The 18,715-nt window shown below is 40.0% G+C and carries 17 protein-coding genes and 1 pseudogene; 11 read left to right on the forward strand and 7 right to left on the reverse strand.

Annotated features, from left to right (window positions below; all coding sequences use genetic code 11):
- Nucleotides 1-49 precede the first annotated feature (49 nt).
- Both GVK91_RS10500 and GVK91_RS10505 read left to right on the forward strand, forming a co-directional pair.
- Nucleotides 50-961, forward strand: coding sequence for a zinc dependent phospholipase C family protein (locus GVK91_RS10500; RefSeq protein WP_228280283.1), 912 nt, complete (start codon nt 50-52; stop codon nt 959-961).
- A 101-nt stretch (nt 962-1,062) separates the two neighbouring features.
- The gene (locus tag GVK91_RS10505; protein ID WP_159728584.1) at nt 1,063-2,949 is read left to right on the forward strand and encodes a TonB-dependent siderophore receptor; all 1,887 of its coding nucleotides are present in this window, start codon (nt 1,063-1,065) and stop codon (nt 2,947-2,949) included.
- 156 nt (nt 2,950-3,105) lie between these two features.
- Here GVK91_RS10505 and GVK91_RS10510 read toward each other — a convergent pair whose 3' ends face one another.
- From GVK91_RS10510 to GVK91_RS10520, 3 genes are all read right to left on the reverse strand, one after another.
- Nucleotides 3,106-3,822, reverse strand: a complete 717-nt coding sequence (locus GVK91_RS10510) for a ThuA domain-containing protein (protein ID WP_159728586.1) — start codon at nt 3,820-3,822, stop codon at nt 3,106-3,108.
- A gap of 121 nt (nt 3,823-3,943) precedes the next feature.
- On the reverse strand, nt 3,944-5,011 hold the full coding sequence (gene aroB, locus GVK91_RS10515; RefSeq protein ID WP_159728588.1) for a 3-dehydroquinate synthase: 1,068 nt from the start codon (nt 5,009-5,011) through the stop codon (nt 3,944-3,946).
- Nucleotides 5,012-5,061: 50 nt separating this feature from the next.
- Nucleotides 5,062-5,268 (reverse strand): RNA-binding S4 domain-containing protein, encoded by a 207-nt coding sequence (locus tag GVK91_RS10520; RefSeq protein WP_070568728.1) that lies wholly within the window; start codon nt 5,266-5,268, stop codon nt 5,062-5,064.
- A 95-nt stretch (nt 5,269-5,363) separates the two neighbouring features.
- On the opposite strand from GVK91_RS10520, the gene GVK91_RS10525 reads away from it, so the two are divergent.
- The 3 genes from GVK91_RS10525 to xpt all read left to right on the forward strand — a co-directional run bounded on the left by GVK91_RS10525 (nt 5,364) and on the right by xpt (nt 9,231).
- A complete protein-coding gene (locus GVK91_RS10525) occupies nt 5,364-6,557 on the forward strand; it encodes a proline dehydrogenase family protein (protein ID WP_159728590.1) in 1,194 nt (397 codons plus the stop codon).
- Nucleotides 6,558-6,823: 266 nt separating this feature from the next.
- The gene (locus tag GVK91_RS10530; protein ID WP_159728593.1) at nt 6,824-8,602 is read left to right on the forward strand and encodes a long-chain fatty acid--CoA ligase; all 1,779 of its coding nucleotides are present in this window, start codon (nt 6,824-6,826) and stop codon (nt 8,600-8,602) included.
- 53 nt (nt 8,603-8,655) lie between these two features.
- Nucleotides 8,656-9,231 (forward strand): xanthine phosphoribosyltransferase, encoded by a 576-nt coding sequence (gene xpt / locus GVK91_RS10535; RefSeq protein WP_153846943.1) that lies wholly within the window; start codon nt 8,656-8,658, stop codon nt 9,229-9,231.
- Between the two features lie 67 nt (nt 9,232-9,298).
- Here the strand turns inward: xpt and GVK91_RS10540 are convergent, their stop codons facing one another.
- A complete protein-coding gene (locus GVK91_RS10540) occupies nt 9,299-9,784 on the reverse strand; it encodes a hypothetical protein (RefSeq protein ID WP_120334634.1) in 486 nt (161 codons plus the stop codon).
- 177 nt (nt 9,785-9,961) lie between these two features.
- Between GVK91_RS10540 and mnmE the strand changes: the two genes are divergently transcribed.
- The 5 genes from mnmE to GVK91_RS10565 all read left to right on the forward strand — a co-directional run bounded on the left by mnmE (nt 9,962) and on the right by GVK91_RS10565 (nt 14,483).
- A complete protein-coding gene (gene mnmE / locus GVK91_RS10545) occupies nt 9,962-11,341 on the forward strand; it encodes a tRNA uridine-5-carboxymethylaminomethyl(34) synthesis GTPase MnmE (RefSeq protein ID WP_153846942.1) in 1,380 nt (459 codons plus the stop codon).
- 261 nt (nt 11,342-11,602) lie between these two features.
- Nucleotides 11,603-12,220 carry a helix-turn-helix domain-containing protein gene (locus GVK91_RS10550; protein WP_159728595.1) on the forward strand — a complete coding sequence of 206 codons (618 nt, stop codon included), beginning with the start codon at nt 11,603-11,605 and terminating at the stop codon, nt 12,218-12,220.
- Nucleotides 12,221-12,764: 544 nt separating this feature from the next.
- Entirely contained in the window at nt 12,765-13,166 is a 402-nt protein-coding gene (locus GVK91_RS10555; RefSeq protein WP_153846940.1) for a hypothetical protein, read from the forward strand.
- Between the two features lie 162 nt (nt 13,167-13,328).
- Nucleotides 13,329-13,943: a hypothetical protein gene (locus tag GVK91_RS10560; protein ID WP_159728597.1), complete on the forward strand. Its 615-nt coding sequence runs from the start codon at nt 13,329-13,331 to the stop codon at nt 13,941-13,943.
- 9 nt (nt 13,944-13,952) lie between these two features.
- Nucleotides 13,953-14,483: a hypothetical protein gene (locus GVK91_RS10565; RefSeq protein WP_153846938.1), complete on the forward strand. Its 531-nt coding sequence runs from the start codon at nt 13,953-13,955 to the stop codon at nt 14,481-14,483.
- Between the two features lie 127 nt (nt 14,484-14,610).
- Here the strand turns inward: GVK91_RS10565 and GVK91_RS10570 are convergent, their stop codons facing one another.
- Nucleotides 14,611-14,772 (reverse strand): hypothetical protein, encoded by a 162-nt coding sequence (locus GVK91_RS10570; RefSeq protein ID WP_153846937.1) that lies wholly within the window; start codon nt 14,770-14,772, stop codon nt 14,611-14,613.
- Between the two features lie 32 nt (nt 14,773-14,804).
- Between GVK91_RS10570 and GVK91_RS10575 the strand changes: the two are divergent.
- A pseudogene (locus GVK91_RS10575) lies at nt 14,805-15,008 on the forward strand (transposase); the annotation flags it as partial.
- A 322-nt stretch (nt 15,009-15,330) separates the two neighbouring features.
- Here the strand turns inward: GVK91_RS10575 and GVK91_RS10580 are convergent.
- Together GVK91_RS10580 and GVK91_RS10585 are read right to left on the reverse strand one after the other, a co-directional pair.
- On the reverse strand, nt 15,331-17,775 hold the full coding sequence (locus tag GVK91_RS10580) for a glycoside hydrolase family 2 TIM barrel-domain containing protein (protein WP_159728599.1): 2,445 nt from the start codon (nt 17,773-17,775) through the stop codon (nt 15,331-15,333).
- Nucleotides 17,776-17,779: 4 nt separating this feature from the next.
- Nucleotides 17,780-18,715, reverse strand: coding sequence for a hypothetical protein (locus GVK91_RS10585; RefSeq protein ID WP_159728601.1), 936 nt, complete (start codon nt 18,713-18,715; stop codon nt 17,780-17,782).

Genomic DNA, 18,715 nt, shown 5'->3' on the forward strand with positions numbered 1-18,715 from the left:
TTGATACCTTATGAAGTCTCTTTTTTATCGGATGCTTTGCATAGTCGCCATGCTAATTCTAACATCATGGGGATTTTTTGCTCATAAAAAAATTAATCATTATGCCGTCTTTGCGCTCCCCGCTCAGTTGGCTAAGTTCTATAAATCCAATATTGACCTTATTACCGAAAAAGCTGTTGATCCAGATAAACGCTGCTTCACAGACAGCGCTGAAGGCCCAAGACATTTTATAGATTTAGAGGACTATCGTAAGGAAGGTACAGTTGACTCTATACCGATACATTGGTCACAGGCCAAAGAGAAATTTCAAGAAAAGCAATTGTTAAAAAATGGCATTGTGCCCTGGCAAATCAATCTTACCTACCAAAAGCTTGTTAAGGCCTTTCAAACAAAAGATTATAAACGGATTATCAAACACTCTGCAGAACTCGGCCATTATATTGCTGATGCCCATGTTCCATTGCACACGACTAAAAATTATAATGGACAGCTAACGCATCAACAAGGTATACATGCATTCTGGGAGAGCCGCTTACCGGAAATGTTTTCAGAAAAATACAACCTTCGCGTTGGAAAAGCCAACTATATCAAAGATCCCTTAGCGGAAGCCTGGACTATCGTCCGTGAAAGCAATCGCCTTGTGGATTCTGTATTGAGCATTGAAGCCCGGCTCAATCGTCAATTTAAGGCGTCTCAAAAAAAATCTTTTATTGAGCGAAACAATCAATTGGTATGGACCTATTCCGACAGGTATGCTATAGCTTATCATGAAGCCATGAACGGTATGGTTGAAAGGAGAATGCAAAAAACCATCTTACGCGTTGCTTCCTATTGGTATTCAGCCTGGCTCGAATCCGGCCAACCCGACTTGACCAACATCGAAAAAATAAAAAGCACCGACAAGCAAGATCACATCGATATAACGGGAAAAAAGCGTATCGGTCGAGAAGAATGGATGTAAAAAGGCTACAAAACATCACCCGGACTACCAGTATTATTCACACCGGACTATTTATTTTTTAGTCAGCTAAGCTACTTTTGCAGCGTAAAATCTAGGAAAGCATGTTGAATAAGAATATTACGTTAACCAACCTTGCATTAGTGCTGAGTATTGGAGCTGCGACTGCTCAGATTAAAGACACAACCGCTTTGGGCGAAGTCATCATTAATCAAAATCGCTTACAGATCCCTTTTTCAAAACAAAGCAAGAATATCCAAATATTGACGCAGGAAGATATACAGAGACTCCCAAATCGATCAATCAACGAATTGCTTAGCAATATCCCAGGCGTTGATATTCGCCAACGTGGACCATTCGGTTCGCAGGCAGATATAAGTATCGACGGGGGGTCTTTTGAACAGACGGCGATCCTACTCAATGGTGTTAAAATCACCGATCCACAGAGTGCCCATCACAATATGAACCTTCCGGTTCCTCTGGAGGCCATCGAGCGTATTGAAATCATTCGGGGGCCAGCTTCACGGATTTTCGGTATTAATGCACTAACCGGTGCCATTAACATCGTAACAAAGAAAATTGAATCAAATCAAATAAGTGCCCAGGTATATAGTGGTTCTTCATTCAAAGATAATGAGCAGACAAGTGCAGGCAAGTATTATGGTAAAGGTGTTCAGCTTGGCTCACAGTTCTTAACCAAGCAAACAAGCCACGGTTTATATTTTGGCCACGAAGATTCGAATGGACAACGTTACAATACGGCCTCCAACAATAATAAACTTTATTATGACGGGACATATCAACCGAATACAGCCAATATGATAAAAGCCAATGTTGGCTATATCAACAATCAATTTGGAGCCAATGGCTACTATGCTGCACCGAGTGACAAGGAAGCTTATGAACAGGTTAAGACAGCTTTCGCTTCCCTGCAGTCCAAGCATCAATTAACACAGGCATTTTCCATCAGTCCACGCCTCAGTAATCGCTACAACGAAGATGAATATTGGTATTTAGGCCGAGAAACAACCAAAGGTAGATCCAAACATTACAGCAACGTCTTCGGAGCAGAAATCAATGCTACATTGGAGCAAAGTTATGGTACATTTGGCCTAGGACTGGAAAGTCGATTTGAACGCATCAATAGCACCAGTATTGGCGACCATAACCGGGAGAATTACGGCGGCTACCTTGAATTCAAAACAGAGGCGATCAAAAAACTGATGATCAACTCTGGTGCCTACATCAATTACAACTCAAAATTTGGCTGGCAGGTATTCCCGGGTCTAGATTTGGGATATGATATTACCGAACATTGGAAGATTGTAGTCAACGCAGGTTCTAGCCAGCGGATCCCTTCCTTTACGGATCTTTACACCAATCAGACAGCCAACGTCGGAAACCCCACACTGAGCTCTGAAAATGCCTATCAGATCGAAGGTGGTATAAAATACTTATCCAATCGGATTATTGCTCAAGCGGGCTATTTCCATCGAAGGATAAGCGATTTCATAGACTGGCAAAAAGAGGATGCCACTACAGGAAGCGGAACGGTCATTCCGTGGAAACCAATAAATATTGGAAAAAACAAAATTGATGGATTCAATGCTTCATTCCGATATAATATCAATGATCCCAGCGCAACGACACGATACTTTACAACGTTAAGTTATAATTATCTCAATCCAAGCATAACATTAGCAGACGGGATACTATCCAAATATGCTATTGAAAGCTTAAGGCATCAAGTTATTGCCAACTTTACCATAAACCACAAGAACTGGATGTTAACTTCTGCAAACCGCTTTAATGAGCGTATCAGTTACAAATCTTATTTCATTGCTGACGTAAGAGGGTCGTACCAACTCCACGACTTAAACATCTTTGTGGATGTTCAGAATATATTTGACAAGAGCTATATAGAAGCTGCCGCCGTTCCAATGCCCGGTCGTTGGTTTAGTATCGGTGCAAAATACAAACTGAACTATTAAACCCGATCAAATGGCAAAATCAGTTCTCTTCCCATTTCGCCATCAATTATAAAAAAAGTCCCAAATGGTCATTCCATTTGGGACTTTTCATTGTGCTATTGGCACATAGAAGCATGTACCATGCCCTATTTAAGAAAACGCCAACTATAAAATAAGTTACTTTTTCTTGGGAAGAACAGATAAAATTCCTCCAATTAAATGTTTTTGGAACTCAGGTTCGTCATAGGACTCATCGGTATGTCCAAGCCCAGTATAGAAGACTTTCCCTCCATCGTAGCTCTGGGTCCAGGAGATTGGATGTTGATCACCCATTTTTCCACCTTGGTAGCTTTTTTCATCCAAATTCATCAAAACATGCAATCCGTCCTTCACGTCCTTGAAATTATACCATTCATCTTTGTGCCACCAGATCGGATCGAGGTGCTTGGTGGCCGGATGTTTTCTATCCAGCACATCAATTTTGGCTTTTTGTACGGCAGGATGAGACGCAAAATATGCTCCTACAAGGCCGTTATACCATGGCCAATCAAACTCAGTATCCGTCGCGGCATGGATACCCACAAACCCTTTTCCTGATTGGATATACCGCACAAAAGCTTCCTGTTGCGCATTATCGAGAATATCGCCAGTTGTGCTCAGAAAGATAACAGCGTCATATTTTTTCAATCCCTGATCTGTAAACAGAGCAGCATCCTCCGAATGATCAGATTTTATCTTTTCTTTATCTAGCAATTGTTTAAGTACCTGTACACCCTTTTCGATGCTTCCGTGTCTAAACCCTTTTGTCTTGCTAAAGATTAATACTTGCCTTTGTGCCTGAACAGCAGCTGATATCCCCAACAGGAGAAACAGAAAAATGAAGATTCTATTCATGATATAAATGGTTATTATGATGATTTAAGTTTAGGTTTACTATTTTCCGCAATGAAATTGCGATAAAAATAGCTGTAAAGAAAAGCCGTACATTCTCCCGATACACGGCTTTTCTGTTTTATTATTGTGTGATTAGCTCACGGTAAAAATCAAGACTTTCAATAATATCTTCCTCAGAAACGTAGATATCATATTGACAACTGCCAATTTGGTCAAGCAATGCGAAACCGATCTGATTGGACAGGTTTTTCTTATCATTTCGCATCAGATCCAACAAGGCTGTATCAATGGATGAATCAAATGTGTAATCGTTGAAATATTTTCTGAAGGTTTGGATCAAATCGTTTAATTCATCCAAAGGCAAACCATTCAATTTATGCGATAGATACCCCTCACAAATCATTCCTACAGCAATAGCTTCTCCATGTAATAAAGATGAAGCATCGTTCAACAACGAGTATCCCTCAATAGCATGACCAATTGTATGACCGAAGTTTAAAATTTTACGCAGTCCCTTTTCTTTCGGATCCTCAAGGATAACACGGTTTTTGATCGAAACAGAATGTTTGACCAAAGAATTGTCGATTTGATCGATCTCCAATGTTTTCACTCGCTCATAATAAGCCCGATCGAAGATCAGTCCATGTTTGATTACTTCAGCAAAACCTGAGATTAACTGACGTTGATCTAAGGTTTTCAAAAACTGGCTTGAAATAAAAACAGCTTGGGGTTGTGCAAAAGTTCCAATAATATTTTTCACACTTCCCATATCAATACCGGTTTTACCTCCTACTGATGCATCTACCTGAGAAAGTAAAGTCGTCGGAATTTGAATAAAATCCATCCCTCTTTTGAAAGTCGATGCGGCAAATCCCCCCATATCGGTCACCACACCACCGCCAAGATTGATCATCAATGAATGTCTATCGGCTCCGAAATCGAGCATATTATGCCATACACCAATACAGAAATCAATATTTTTATTTTCTTCGCCCGGATCTACTTCTATCACATCATAATTCGCTAAATTGGGTAAAGCTTGCTGAAATAGCGGCAAACAATTATCCAAGGTATTGGTATCCACCAATACGATGATCTTTGAGTAATTGCGCTCAGCTAAAAACGCCTCTAAAGAGGCCAACGTATCATCAAAATATACCTGATAGCCCAAACTTTCTATGACTTCCATTCTACGATTCTTTAAGGTTTAAGTTTTCTATTTACCAATATTGTTTAATATTACACCAATTTTATTTGCATCCCATCAAATTCAACAACATCTCCTGGTCTTAATTTGAGTCTTTTCCGGTAATCAACCTGCCCATTATACTTCACATACCCTTCCGCCACAACCCATTGAGCCATAGCGCCATGCTCTACCCAATTTAAAGCTTTAAGTAACTGTATAAGCTGGATATATTCGCCCTCGATTTTAAATTCTTGCATTTCACAAAAATAGTGGTTTAACTGAGGAATACAAGAATTATCATCGTTTTAATGCTTACTAAATTGCTACATTTGCCTTATTGCAAATAAAGATTATGATTGAGAATTCTGAGCCCAAGACATTATCCTTTGATAATACAGAGATTGCTTTTAAAGGTAAAAGCGATAAGGATTTGGAAAGAGCGTATTGGTTATTCAAAATAATAGCGAATAACTTCTTGACAAAAGTAGGTCCGTCAATGACCAACTTTGCCCTAAACATAGGACTGCCTATCCAAGGCATCATCCGTAAAACAATCTTCAAGCATTTTTGTGGTGGAGAGACCATCGCAGGTTGCGAAACAGCAATCAACGAATTGGGAGAGAATGGTGTAGGGACAATATTGGATTATTCCGTTGAAGGAGAGGAAACAGAAAGTGCATTTGACGCCTGTTGCGAAGAGGTATTACGTACCGTAGTTGCGGCAAGTAAAAACAAGTACATTCCATTTTCGGTATTTAAACCAACCGGATTAGGCCGATTTGAACTGTTTGAAAAAGTCAATGCGAAAGAGACCTTGACAGAGAGCGAACAAGCAGAATACCAACGCATGTTGGATCGTACCGATCGCATCTGTAAAGCTTGTCATGCAGCTGGTGTAAAAGTATTGGTGGATGCTGAACATTCATGGATTCAGGATGCGATCGATGATATTGCACGTGAAATGATGGAAAAATACAATATGGAAAAACCTATTGTCTATAACACCTATCAATTGTACCGAAGTGATAAGTTGGCATCATTGAAAGCTGATTTTGAATACGCCAAAGTAAGAGGCTTCCACATGGGTGCCAAGATTGTACGTGGTGCATATATGGAAATCGAGCGTGCACGTGCCGCACAAAAGGGATATTCAGACCCTATTCAACCCAATAAAGAAGCTTCAGATAGAGATTACAACGACGCTATTGAATTTATATTGGATCATTTGGACAATTTTGGACTGATGGCAGGTACGCACAATGAAGATAGCAGCATGCTATTGGCAAAAGAAATTGACAGACGTGGTATCGACAGATCAATCGACCGTATTTTCTTTGCACAATTATTGGGTATGTCTGATAACCTGAGCTTCAATTTAGCTGCACACGGCTACAATGTTGCTAAATACATGCCTTACGGACCTGTTAAAGCAGTGATGCCATACCTTTTCCGTAGAGCACAAGAAAATACTTCCGTCGCAGGAGCGACAGGTCGGGAGCTGGGGCTTTTGATCAAAGAAAAACAAAGAAGAAAAGCTAGTCGATAACGACTAGCTTTTTTTATAATTAACGGGCATCAAGTTCATCTACTCAAGGAGCTATTCTCAATTGGTTTCCAAGAAACATCCTACTTTTGAAAAGCACAAAAGCACTTTACCTATCCACTCGCCTCCCCTTCGTCCTTTTGAAACAAGCTAATTACAAAATCATTCCATATTCTTGAAACTATTATTTATGTTTGCAAACTTTTCCCTTAAAACAAAGTTCATACTGGAAGGGTGCTCCCCCGGAGCTTAAAAGAATACGATTTGAAATGGAAGAAAAACTTAGATTATTTGATCTTGCACGTCAACAGATGGGCAAATACCCCGATCTTGACATATTTGCACACAAAATAGACGGCAAGTGGAACCACATCAAAACGGCAGATTTTCTTGAACAAGTAGACAGCCTCTCCAAAGGGCTGATTGAACTTGGCGTGAAACCCAACGAGAAAGTTGGTCTCATTGCCGGCAGCAGTATGGAATGGCATTTGATTGACTTTGCAATCCAGCAAATTGGTGCAGTAGTGGTCGCCATCTATCCAAATATTACGGATACAGACTATCAATATATCTTTAATGATGCCGAAATCAGGGTTTGCATCGTCAGTAACAAAAGCTTGTACGATCGCCTGATGAATCTAACCGACTCAATCTATACATTGAAGTATATTTTTTGTATCGCAGATCAGGAAGGCACACGTAGCTGGAAAGAACTTAATGATATAGGCTCCAATTGCTCCTTAGAAAAACTAGCAGCACTACGTGACCAGGTTAAACCTGAAGATCTCGCTACCCTGATTTACACTTCCGGTACAACGGGCAAACCAAAAGGCGTAATGCTGTCACACAACAATATTTTTTCCAATGTATTGGGCGCAGCAGAAATTACCCCTTGTAAAGCTTATGACCGAGGACTGACCTTTCTCCCTCCTTGTCACGCCTACGAGCGTATGGTTTTATATACCTATATGTATCTTGGCTTTACGATCTATATCGCAGAATCTTTTGACAAGATTGGTGATAATCTGAAGGAAGTAAAACCTCATATCATGACCGTTGTCCCACGTATTCTTGAAAAAGTCTATGAGAAAATTATGAAAACAGGTCATGATCTCAGTGGTTTCAAACGAAAAGTATTTGATTGGGCTGTTTCAGTTGCAGAAGAATATGATCCAAATCCTGAGAAAAGAAGTCTATCCTATAATCTCAAACTAAAGCTTGCCAAGAAACTTGTCCTTAATAAATGGTATGAAGCATTGGGTGGCGAATTACTTACCGTTGCCTCTGGATCAGCCTCTCTTCACAGCAAGTTAACACGTGCCTTCTTAGCTGCAGGAATTCCATTATATGAGGGTTACGGCATGACCGAAGCCTCCCCACTCATTTCGGTCAATCATTATATCAAAGGAATACGCATAGGTACTGTTGGCCTTCCTGTCCGTTTTGTTGAAATAAAACTTGCTGAAGACGGGGAAATATTAGTAAAAGGCCCTAATGTCATGATGGGATACTATAAGAACAAGGCCGAAACGGATAAAACCATCATTGATGGATGGCTGCATACCGGAGATATTGGAAAGTGGGAAGATGAAAAATTCTTGAAAATCATTGACCGAAAAAAAGAGATGTTCAAAATTTCTGGCGGGAAGTACGTCATACCACAACCTATCGAAACCAAGCTCGTTGAATCTAAATTTATTGAACAGGCAATGGTTATCGGTGACGGGATGAAGTTTGCTTCTGCCTTTATTGTACCAAACTATGCCCATTTGTTGGATTGGGCCAGAACAGATGCTCCTGAACTTGCAACCATGACAAAGGATGATTTTCTGACTGACCCTGCCATAGTAAAAAAAGTCAATCAGGAGGTACGTCGGGCGAACCAACACTTTGGTAACTGGGAGCAGATTAAGAAACCAATTATTTTAACAGATGAATTTACTATTGAAAATGGAGAGTTAACACCAACCTTGAAAATGAAAAGAAAGGTAATTCTCGAACATCATCAGGAAGAGTTCAATAACCTCTATCAGATGGAGATGGATTAAGGATTAACAAATCACAATTTTGACATAGCGCGCTATATTTATACGAGTAAAACATGAAATTATTAAAGGATAGAATCCTTCATGACGGTAAAAGTCTTGCAGGAGGCATACTTAAAGTAGACAACTTCATCAATCACCAGATGGACCCCGTATTGATGAAATCTATTGCGGTGGAATTTGTCCGTCGTTTTGCAGACCTCCCGATCAATAAAATCATTACAATTGAAGCAAGCGGAATAGCCCCAGCGATCATGCTTGGCTACCTTTTGGAATTACCGGTTGTATTTGTAAAAAAAGCAAAACCGACCACCATGGCTGATATGTATGTAAGCCAGGTACATTCATTTACCAAGAACCGAACCTATGACATCTGTGTCAGCAAAGAGTTTCTTACGCCGAGCGACAATGTTCTTTTTATAGACGATTTTTTGGCTAATGGGAATGCCGCTTTTGGTATGCTCGATCTCGTTAAACAATCGGGGGCTTCAGTATTGGGCATGGGATTTATTATCGAAAAATCCTTCCAGGAAGGTGGCAAAAGATTAAGAGAATTGCCCAATTTAAGAATTGAATCGTTAGCGCGGATAAAGTCGCTTGAAGTAAATAAAGTCAGTTTCGAAGAAGACTAGCAAAAAGAAAAGCCTCATCTTCCTAAAGATTGAGGCTTTTTTATTCAAACAACAAGATAAATTCTTTCTAATCCCAACGGTAGTCGTTGTAAAAATCTTCAGGATGTCTGCTAATTGCAACATCTTTTACAATCCGGATATTGGCTGCTCCCAAGTTGACATTTAACATAAATGAAGGTACATTTGCTGAAAAATTCCAACGACCATTGCGCATATACACGTAACCTCCTCTGTAAGGATCGTAGAATGTTTTGTAATCTCTAAAGTATACATGGTGTCTACTATCGTAACGATGTGCACTTGCCCAGGCTGGTGCTCCATGACGGTATCCTTTTCGGTATGACTTAGCTACTTCTTTATGATACTTACGGTCTTCTTTTTCGCGTTTTTCTAAATATTTTCGATATTCCTTATCCCTTTTCTCTTCATATTTTCTACGCTCTTTGTCCTGTTTCCATTCACGTTCATGTCCACGATGTTGAGCCGAAGATTGTTGAGGAGCGATTAAAACCAGTCCTCCAATTGCCAACGCGAAGTATATCATCTTTCTCATAACAGTATAATTTAAATTTAAAAATCAATTCCACTCCGCCTGTGTTCCATTCTTTTTTACAAGCGTTTCTATGGGTATGACTTCAATGTTTGAACAAAGGTTTAATCGATCGCGACGAATTTAATTTGTGCCGCAATATATAGAATCCATTACTTCAATTTAACGTATCTTTGTACCATGTCAAATACAGGATATATCACTGAAGATACCATTGTTGCATTAGCGACATCTTCCGGAACAAACGGCGCTATTGCTGTCATACGCGTTTCGGGCCAAAATGCCATAAAAATTACGAACGAAATATTTAAAGGAAAGAACCTACTTCAACAAGCATCACATACCATCCATTTCGGAACCATACGCGATGGCGAAGAGATCATTGACGAAGTATTGGTCTCCTTATTTGTAGCCCCGAACTCCTATACGAGAGAAAATTCGGTGGAAATATCAACGCATAACTCCAAATATATTATTGAGCGCGTTGTAAATTTACTCATCAAAAAAGGAGCACGTGCTGCCCGTCCGGGAGAATTTACCTTACGTGCATTTCTCAATGGCGGAATGGATTTATCCCAAGCAGAAGCAGTTGCCGATTTAATTGCATCCAATTCTGCCGCCTCACATCAAGTGGCGATGCAGCAGATGCGTGGTGGCTTTTCCAATCAGCTTAAATCCCTTCGTGAAGATCTCATTCACTTTGCTTCACTGATTGAATTAGAGCTTGATTTTTCGGAAGAAGATGTGGAATTTGCCAACAGGGATCAGCTAAAAAATCTAATCAACAAAATACAGGTTATTGTTCAAAAATTAGTGCAATCTTTTGAACAGGGTAACGTCCTAAAAAATGGTGTTCCTGTTGTCATTGCCGGAAAACCTAATGTAGGAAAATCAACGCTATTGAATGCTTTTTTAAACGAAGAACGTGCCATTGTTTCTGATATTGCAGGAACAACGCGCGATACCATTGAAGATGAAATTAATATTCATGGCGTCACATTCCGATTTATTGACACAGCAGGTATACGTGAGACGGCAGATGTTATTGAAGCAAAAGGTGTTGAGCGTACCCGTGAAAAGATGAAACAGGCGCGATTGATCATTTACCTATTTGACCCTACACAGGACAAAGTCGAGGAAGTACAAGCGCAATTACCTGAAATCGAGCGCCTACAAATTCCATTTGTCACCATTATCAATAAATCAGATTTGCTTTCTGAGGCGCAAAAAGAGGTTTACAATGTCCTTAATCCGCTTTACATTTCAGCGAAAGAACAAATCGGTGTCGAGGAACTGAAAGACGAATTGATCAACCGTGTACAATTAGGAAATTTAAATACCGACGATGTCATGGTCACCAACATCCGTCACGTAGAAGCGCTACAAAAAACAGCAGATTCACTGGACCGCGTAATCTATGGTATTGACAATCCTGTCACTTCTGATTTTCTAGCGATGGATATACGCCAAGCCTTATATCATCTTGGTGAAATCACCGGAAGTGTTTCTACAGACGATTTATTGGATAATATCTTTTCCAAGTTTTGTATCGGAAAGTAAATAGATAAAATAAAACAAAGAAAAACAAACCAACAATCTAAAATTCAATCATTTACATTATTTTTAATTTTGTATGAATTTTAAGGTATTTGGTTTGTTTTGTTATAATTTACCCCTTATTTACCCCTCCAACTATTAATATTTTATTTTTTGTAATCCGGGAGAGATTATGTCACTTAAGGTACTTAAATGTATCTAATTGTACTTTAATGTACCTTATTGTACCTTAAATGATGTTTGACCTTTCACAAATAAAATATTATGAGTTCAAACATCAAACTTAAAGGAATCTGCCATCACTGTGGGCAGGAATTCATTGCAAGAACTACAGTAACAAAGTATTGTTGCCATAAATGTGCACAAAGAGCTTACAAAGCTAAAGTAAGGGAATTACGATTGCGAGGGAGTACAGCAGATCCAGATACCGCAATTAAACAACCAAAAGCTAAAGAAAATCCTGACTCCTATTTTGATATCAAGACCCTGGATTATTTAACAGTAAAAGAAGCAGCCACCTTACTAAAATGCGACCGTCGCACCGTTTACAGATTAATCAAATCAGGAAGACTGGCAGCAGGGAATTTATCTGTAAGAAGAATAAGGATTTTAAAAAAGGATATTGATGCTCTTTTCGTTATACAAAGAGAGCCAATCAAAAACAATGATATCTCAAATTCTGACCTTTCAAATATTCCATTGAAAGACTGCTTTAATATTGGGCAGATTCTTGAAGAATATAAGCTTTCTGAGACTTCCTTACGAAGCCTGATTCAGAGGCATAAAATTCCAAAATTTCAAAAAGGAAAATTCGTGTACATCCCTAAAAAATTAATAGAGCCAATCTTAATTAAGATCCTGCGAAACGAATATTGCGGGTAGGTTATCCATCTTGATTGGCGTCACTAAGCCAAATAATGCCTCTCAGGACTCGTAGTACTTGATGCTATTTCTCATTGTTTAATTTTCCAATAAAAACAACATTATGTCAAAGGTTACATTAAGAAAGAAGGCCATTTCCCAAGGTAGGCAATCATTGTATCTAGAGATTTATCCCCCTATTTATAACCCAAATACTGGAATTATGCAGCGAAGCTTGGCTTATCATAAATGGTCCCGGTTTTAATCCAATTGAAGTTGGAGAAAGACTTCAGCGCTTAAAAGAATTTTCAGATGAGAAGGCTTACCATTTATGGGCTGACTTCTGGTGTAATAGATATGGAGATATGGACAGTTTTATATTCATATAAAGATATGTGTACTCCATTAAAGATATGTGTACTCCATCTAGATAAAATCTACAAATGATATATATTTAAACTATCGTAAATATATTTATCGCTTCCATTCCTTTTGTATAATAAATTTCGTAATTTAAGAGGTAATTTTAAAATAGCCATTTTTTATTAACTAATAACCCTAAATTATGAAATTCAAAATTTTGCAAATTTTTCTTTGTCTTATTCTATTAATTGGATGTAATCGCAATGATAGTGATCTGGCAGTACAAGAAAACGGAATCGTCGAGTCTTTTAAAGTCCAGAGTTCATCCAGAGTTGATAAGGAGATAAATTATACTCCTGATTGGTCAGCTAAACAGGAATATAATGGCGAAATTTATGTTCCATTAAAAGCTGATAAAGAAATATTTCCGATTATAGACGGCAACAAGCAATTGTCGATCAACAACGATATCTGGTTAAAGGCAACTTACAAAGAAGATAATTGGAAGTTTACCATTCTTAAAGTTTTACCAAACGATGACTCTGACAAATTTAAGTCGGGTATTGTCGTATATGAAGATTATAAAAATGGTACACTTTCATAAGGAGAATATAAAGATCGGCAGTTCGTCATAAAGCAAGGAAGAAAAGACGCTCCGCTAACAAAAAAGGCTGATGGCTCAATAGATGAGCAGCCTCCATGTAAGACAGTGTATGTACAAATATGTGCTGGTGATGCTCCATATACATATTGTGAAACTAGGTTAATGGTTATCTGTCAAAACGATGACGATGGGCCAAATCCAAATAACCCTAATCCAAATAATCCCCCTTCAACACCACCACCATTTGGCGGAATTGGCGACCCAGCACCGGCAGTTAATCCGGAAGAGGTAGATAATTATTTATCAGATGAACAACAACAACAGTTATTGGCAAATAGGATTTGCTCAAAATCCTTTACTTTTACAGAAGTTGTTTCAGAAGGAGATAACCTTCCCGGCTGGAAAGAAGCTTCAATAAAAGGACTGACAGTCAGTACTATTTCGGATAGTTATTTTGAAAATATCTGGACTGTTGTAACCGGCCAATCATCCATTGTTACATCAAACTTTAATCTTGAAATTGGTGTAAGTGGCAGTAGGCCATCAGCTCAAGCTGCAAATGTGGCCGCTGCTGCGGCAAATGATGCAATGCAGAACATACTGAAAAAATACTCCTATAGGGCAACAAAAAGGCAAATGCAGCTGGGAACATTCCCCGCGAAATTTTTGGCTGAATTTTTAAGCCAATTAAAAAAAACATATCCCGAAGCACGAGCTTCCTTAAATTTAAGTGGTAGAACAACACCGAAATTTCCTGTAACTGGCGTTTGTAATTAATTTTTAATAATGAATAGATTTGAAAAAATAATTGATGAGTATTTCGACTGGGATTTTTTTTGGATGCCCCAGTCATCGAAAACGGATAAGGTTGAGCAGAAAGGCAGGGATTTTCTGGCAAATTATCCTGATCTTTCCAAAAAAATTATCGTTGATTTGAAATCGAATTTTCCGGATATAAAATTTTCGATATTCAGCCCTTTTCCGGTGGAAGATAGATGCATATGTTTTGAGGTGAATTCCAGTGACCAGGGAATTTTTGTGATTTGCATCAGTGTTTTTGAGTACTTTTTAGTCTGGAAACTCTATGATGGCGATCCATATACAGCTGAAACCTATATTGAAAGCGGTGCATCAAAACTCATTGATAATATTTATCAGATCGCTATAAAACCAAATATAAATGCTGAATGGTTATCAAAAGATGAAGCATTTCTGGAAGTCAGGAAGCTCAATTATGCTGAAGGTCCATATAAGGAAGAGGAGGAAGACTTTGATACACCAATCTACTTAGCGAATCTCTTAACAAGGTTCCGGTAATCAAAATTATCGCCTGGATATTCTGGAAATATCCAGGCAATTTTTTATGATCATTCTTTTTTAACTTGAGATTTTGAGACTTGTATGATATTCATAACGTTTATATTTACTAAACGAGACATTGCCCCTATTCACTTCTCGGATCTGGTTTTAACGGCATTTTCCCACAACGGATCACTTCGATACTTGGGCAGCCATATTCAAGGATGACCTTGCCCTCGATCAGATAAAGACCAGCTCCACGTAAAGGGAACTTCGCCAATGGTAGACCTACCTGTTTTTCAGACAAATTAAAAATGTTAAATTAGTTTGTTATATATTATGAAAAAGAGCAAATTTTCAGAACATCAAATCTTCAATATTCTCAAGGAATATGAGTCAGGAAAGGCCACAAAGGATATCTGCAGAGAGCATGGGACCTCCGCTGCTACGTTCTACCAATGGAAGCAAAAATACGGAGGTATGGATGCTCAACACCTTAAAGAACTAAAAGTACTCCAAGAAGAAAATGCTCGTTTAAAACGGATAATACGCAATTAGGTTTTGAAACAGTTATTGCTTGCCATAACGCCTATCGACAAACTAAACATTTAAAATATTATTATCAAATTGGTGGAAATTTTGAAAAAGCTGAGGACACCAAAAATGAAACAATTGTTCAAGTTCGCGTTACTGAAATCGAAGGAGTTTATTCATTCTTTAGTTTCTATAATACATTCTATAGTTAGACAGTGTAATACTAAATATGGTTATATTTTTTACTAATACGAGCAAGATCTTACCATAGTAAGATCTTGCTCGTATTAGTAAAAAAACATACAAATCCGGCGCTGACCAGAGCCAAGAACTAATTGGCTTCAAGTTGAATATCACCCGAAATTAGTCCTTCACTTTTTGCCCTTACCCGTATTTTACCTTTGTTTTTGCTCCTGACAATCGCCAAGACTTTACCATGAAAAGCATTGCGTGAAGCTGATTGGAAGCTTGTCAGATCCGTTGTATTGCCATTGTCTGTCGCCACAATTTTTGCACCGTCTCCCTCCACCTCAAATTCGATTTTATCGTCTGCATCAGGAACAATCGTACCAAACTCGTCCACGATATAGGCATGCACAAAGGCAAGTTCTTTGTTTGCCGAATTGAAAGTCACGTTTTCTGAAGACAATTGTATACGATGCGCTTTCGCTGCCGTACGGATCGTTTTACTTAGCAGTTTCTTGCCACCTTGAAACGATATTACTTCAATCTCCCCTGGTTCAAATTCAACGGCCTTAAATACAAGGTCGTACCGGTCTGGGTCTTTGGACTGCTCCCCTATCTTTTTACGGTTCAGATAAAGCTCCACCCGGTCAGCCTGATTAAAATACACGACGATATCTACCCGATCACCTTGCTTCCAATTCCAATGAGGCAATACATATAAGACCGGCTTTTCTGTCCATACGCTTTGATACAGATAGTAGACATCTTTCGGAAATCCAGCTAGATCCACAATACCAAAGTACGAACTTCGTGCCGGCCAGGTGTACGGAGTGGGTTCGCCGAGATAATCAAATCCCGTCCATACATACATCCCAGCAATATGGTCATACCTTTCCATCAACCTCAAGCTTGTCTGATGATCTGATCCCCATGGTGTAAATACATTGTCGTAAGCCGATATGTTCCTGTCTTCATTCCCGCCAGAAAAAGGAATATCCCATCGTTCAGGCCACATGCGACTAGAATCATAAGGAACCAAATCATACGTTCCGCGGCTTTCCAACGCCGAGGTGCTTTCCGTTACGATAAACTTCTTTCCGGGATGGTCCCGTGGGAAGCTTGCCCATTTCTTATGGTTATAGTTGTAGCCAATCAGATCTACCGCCGAACTCATCAGCACCGGATTTGCTTTGGAAAGCTCATTATTGGCAATGGTGGTCGGACGTGTGCCATCCAGACTATCGACGATTGCTGCCAGCGCGATCGGAATGGCTGTACCATCAGCTTTGGAATGCCATTGCTCCTGCGCTTCATTGCCCAGGCACCAAATAAACAGCGACGGATGATTCCGGTCCCTTTTGACATGGTCAACAAAGTCCCGCTTGTACCATTCGTCCCAGTATAAATGATAGTCATAGGGATTTTTATGCCCTTTCCAGACATCGAAAGTTTCGCTCATCACGACAAAACCCAAGCTATCGCAAAGGTCCAAAAACGCTGGAGCCGCAGGGTTGTGTGATGTGCGTATCCCATTGACCCCCATTGCTTTCATGATGCGGAGCTGACGTAATGCTGCCGACGTATTGAATGCCATGCCCAAAGCGCCGAGATCACTATGTAAACAGACACCCCGGATTTTAAGCTGCCTCCCATTCAGTATAAAGCCCCGTTGCTGATCGAAACTAAAATTACGTAAGCCAAATTTCGTACGCTGTTCATCTACAACCCGACCATCAACAATAAGTTTAATTTTTGCAGTATATTGATAGGGATTTTCAATACCCCATAAGACGGGATTTTCGAGGACTATCTGCTGAGCGATGGAGTGCAGACCTGCTTTGACAGCGCTCAACGTGGTACGTTTGCTTGCGACAACAGCACCTTGAGCCGAAAGAACCTCTGTCAGTAGCGTAATCTTTTTTGATTCCTCAGGGCTATGCTCAATTTCCAGGGAGAGATCCACGACAGCACGTTTCTCACTGAGCTGCCCAGCTCTTATGAAGGTGCTGTTCGTTCCTATGCTGACTGAATTCCGGCTGATTAATTTGACATCCCGATAGATCCCCGACCCCGAATAGAAACGCGAGTTGGGCTGATTCTTATTGTTTACTTTTACTGAAAGCAGGTTGTCTCTACCATCCCAGTATAAATAAGGGGAAAGCTCATATTCAAATCCGATATAACCATTGGGTCTTTTTCCTAAGAAATGCCCATTGATCCAGACCTCACTGTTTTCGTATACACCTTCGAATGCAATAAATATCCGTTGCCCTTGCTCAGCCGGAGCCAGTTTAAACGTTTTTTGATACCATCCTACGCCACCATCGAGGTAAGCAGCCCCGCTACCTGCGGGGCTGTTTTCTCTAAATGGCATTTCGATACTCCAGTCATGTGGTAGATCGAGCTTACGCCAGCCCTCTCCTTTTCGTCCATTGCTATATTGCTGGCTGCTATCCAGTTTAAACCACCAGCCCCCATTAAAATCAATAACCTTTCTGGACTGTCCACTTAAGGAGCCCGCAGTCGCCAATAACAGGAAGAGCAGGATCATCATTCGGCTATATCCTGTGTGAAATAGTCGCTTCAACATAGGCTTATTTAGTCTTATTGGTATCCGAGGCATTTTCGGTCAAACTCTCCTTGTAGGCCTTGCTGATAAAATTAAAGGTCAGCATAGCTGCTCCGTCGTTCGAAAGTACGGGATCCCGCAATACAGCCAGTTGCATCGTATTCTCGGTCAGCGACATAATACGGACATCGCCCCAGTCGACAACGATCCCATCTTGTGGCTTTCCATGTAAAGGCGAAGCCCCGGTCATACGGATGGTTTTCTTTTCGGTATCGATATTAAAAGTCCCCTTCTGGACTTTGCCCAGCATAGCATGATTCACGTTGATGTTTGCACCGCCTTTCAGATCAAAAGTCATACTTCCATAATCGCCGGCAGGCATAAGCCAGCTATTGCCTTTCCAATCGGGTTCCCAACTCCAGCTATCGCTGTTTAAAGGCGCGGCTGTTTTATTGATGCTTCCCCACCAGTCACCGGTGCCGTAAAAATACATTGGACCTTTAAAGTAGCGGGAAATGCCCTCAGCATCCAGATCGAGGTACCAGGTTTTCTCTTCCCCTGCCCCGCCCGTCAATAAGGTCCAGGTCTCGTCACTGATAAACTCGGCATACATCTGATCGATTTTAAATGTCACTGGCTCGCCGTAGACGATGCCACCACGCGTCTCGACACCAAATTTAACGGTGTACTCACCGGGAAAAGGCATTTTCAGGGTTACCTTTTTCTCCTGACTCCGTCCTTGTGGATGTTCCCACAATGGGGTGTATTTTGAATCCATCAAGCTGGTTAAATACACAATATTGGGATTACTGGCATCATGTTCAACGGTAAAGGCCTTTCCCTTCTCCAACTGCGCCGAAGTGACATCGATGTCTCCCAGTGTATAATTCTCGGGAGAACAAGCTCCAAAGAATACCATCGCCGCAAAAAAGCAGATGGCATATGTGAATATCTTTTTCAT

Source organism: Sphingobacterium sp. 18053, from assembly GCF_902706145.1.
GTDB lineage: Bacteria > Bacteroidota > Bacteroidia > Sphingobacteriales > Sphingobacteriaceae > Sphingobacterium > Sphingobacterium paramultivorum.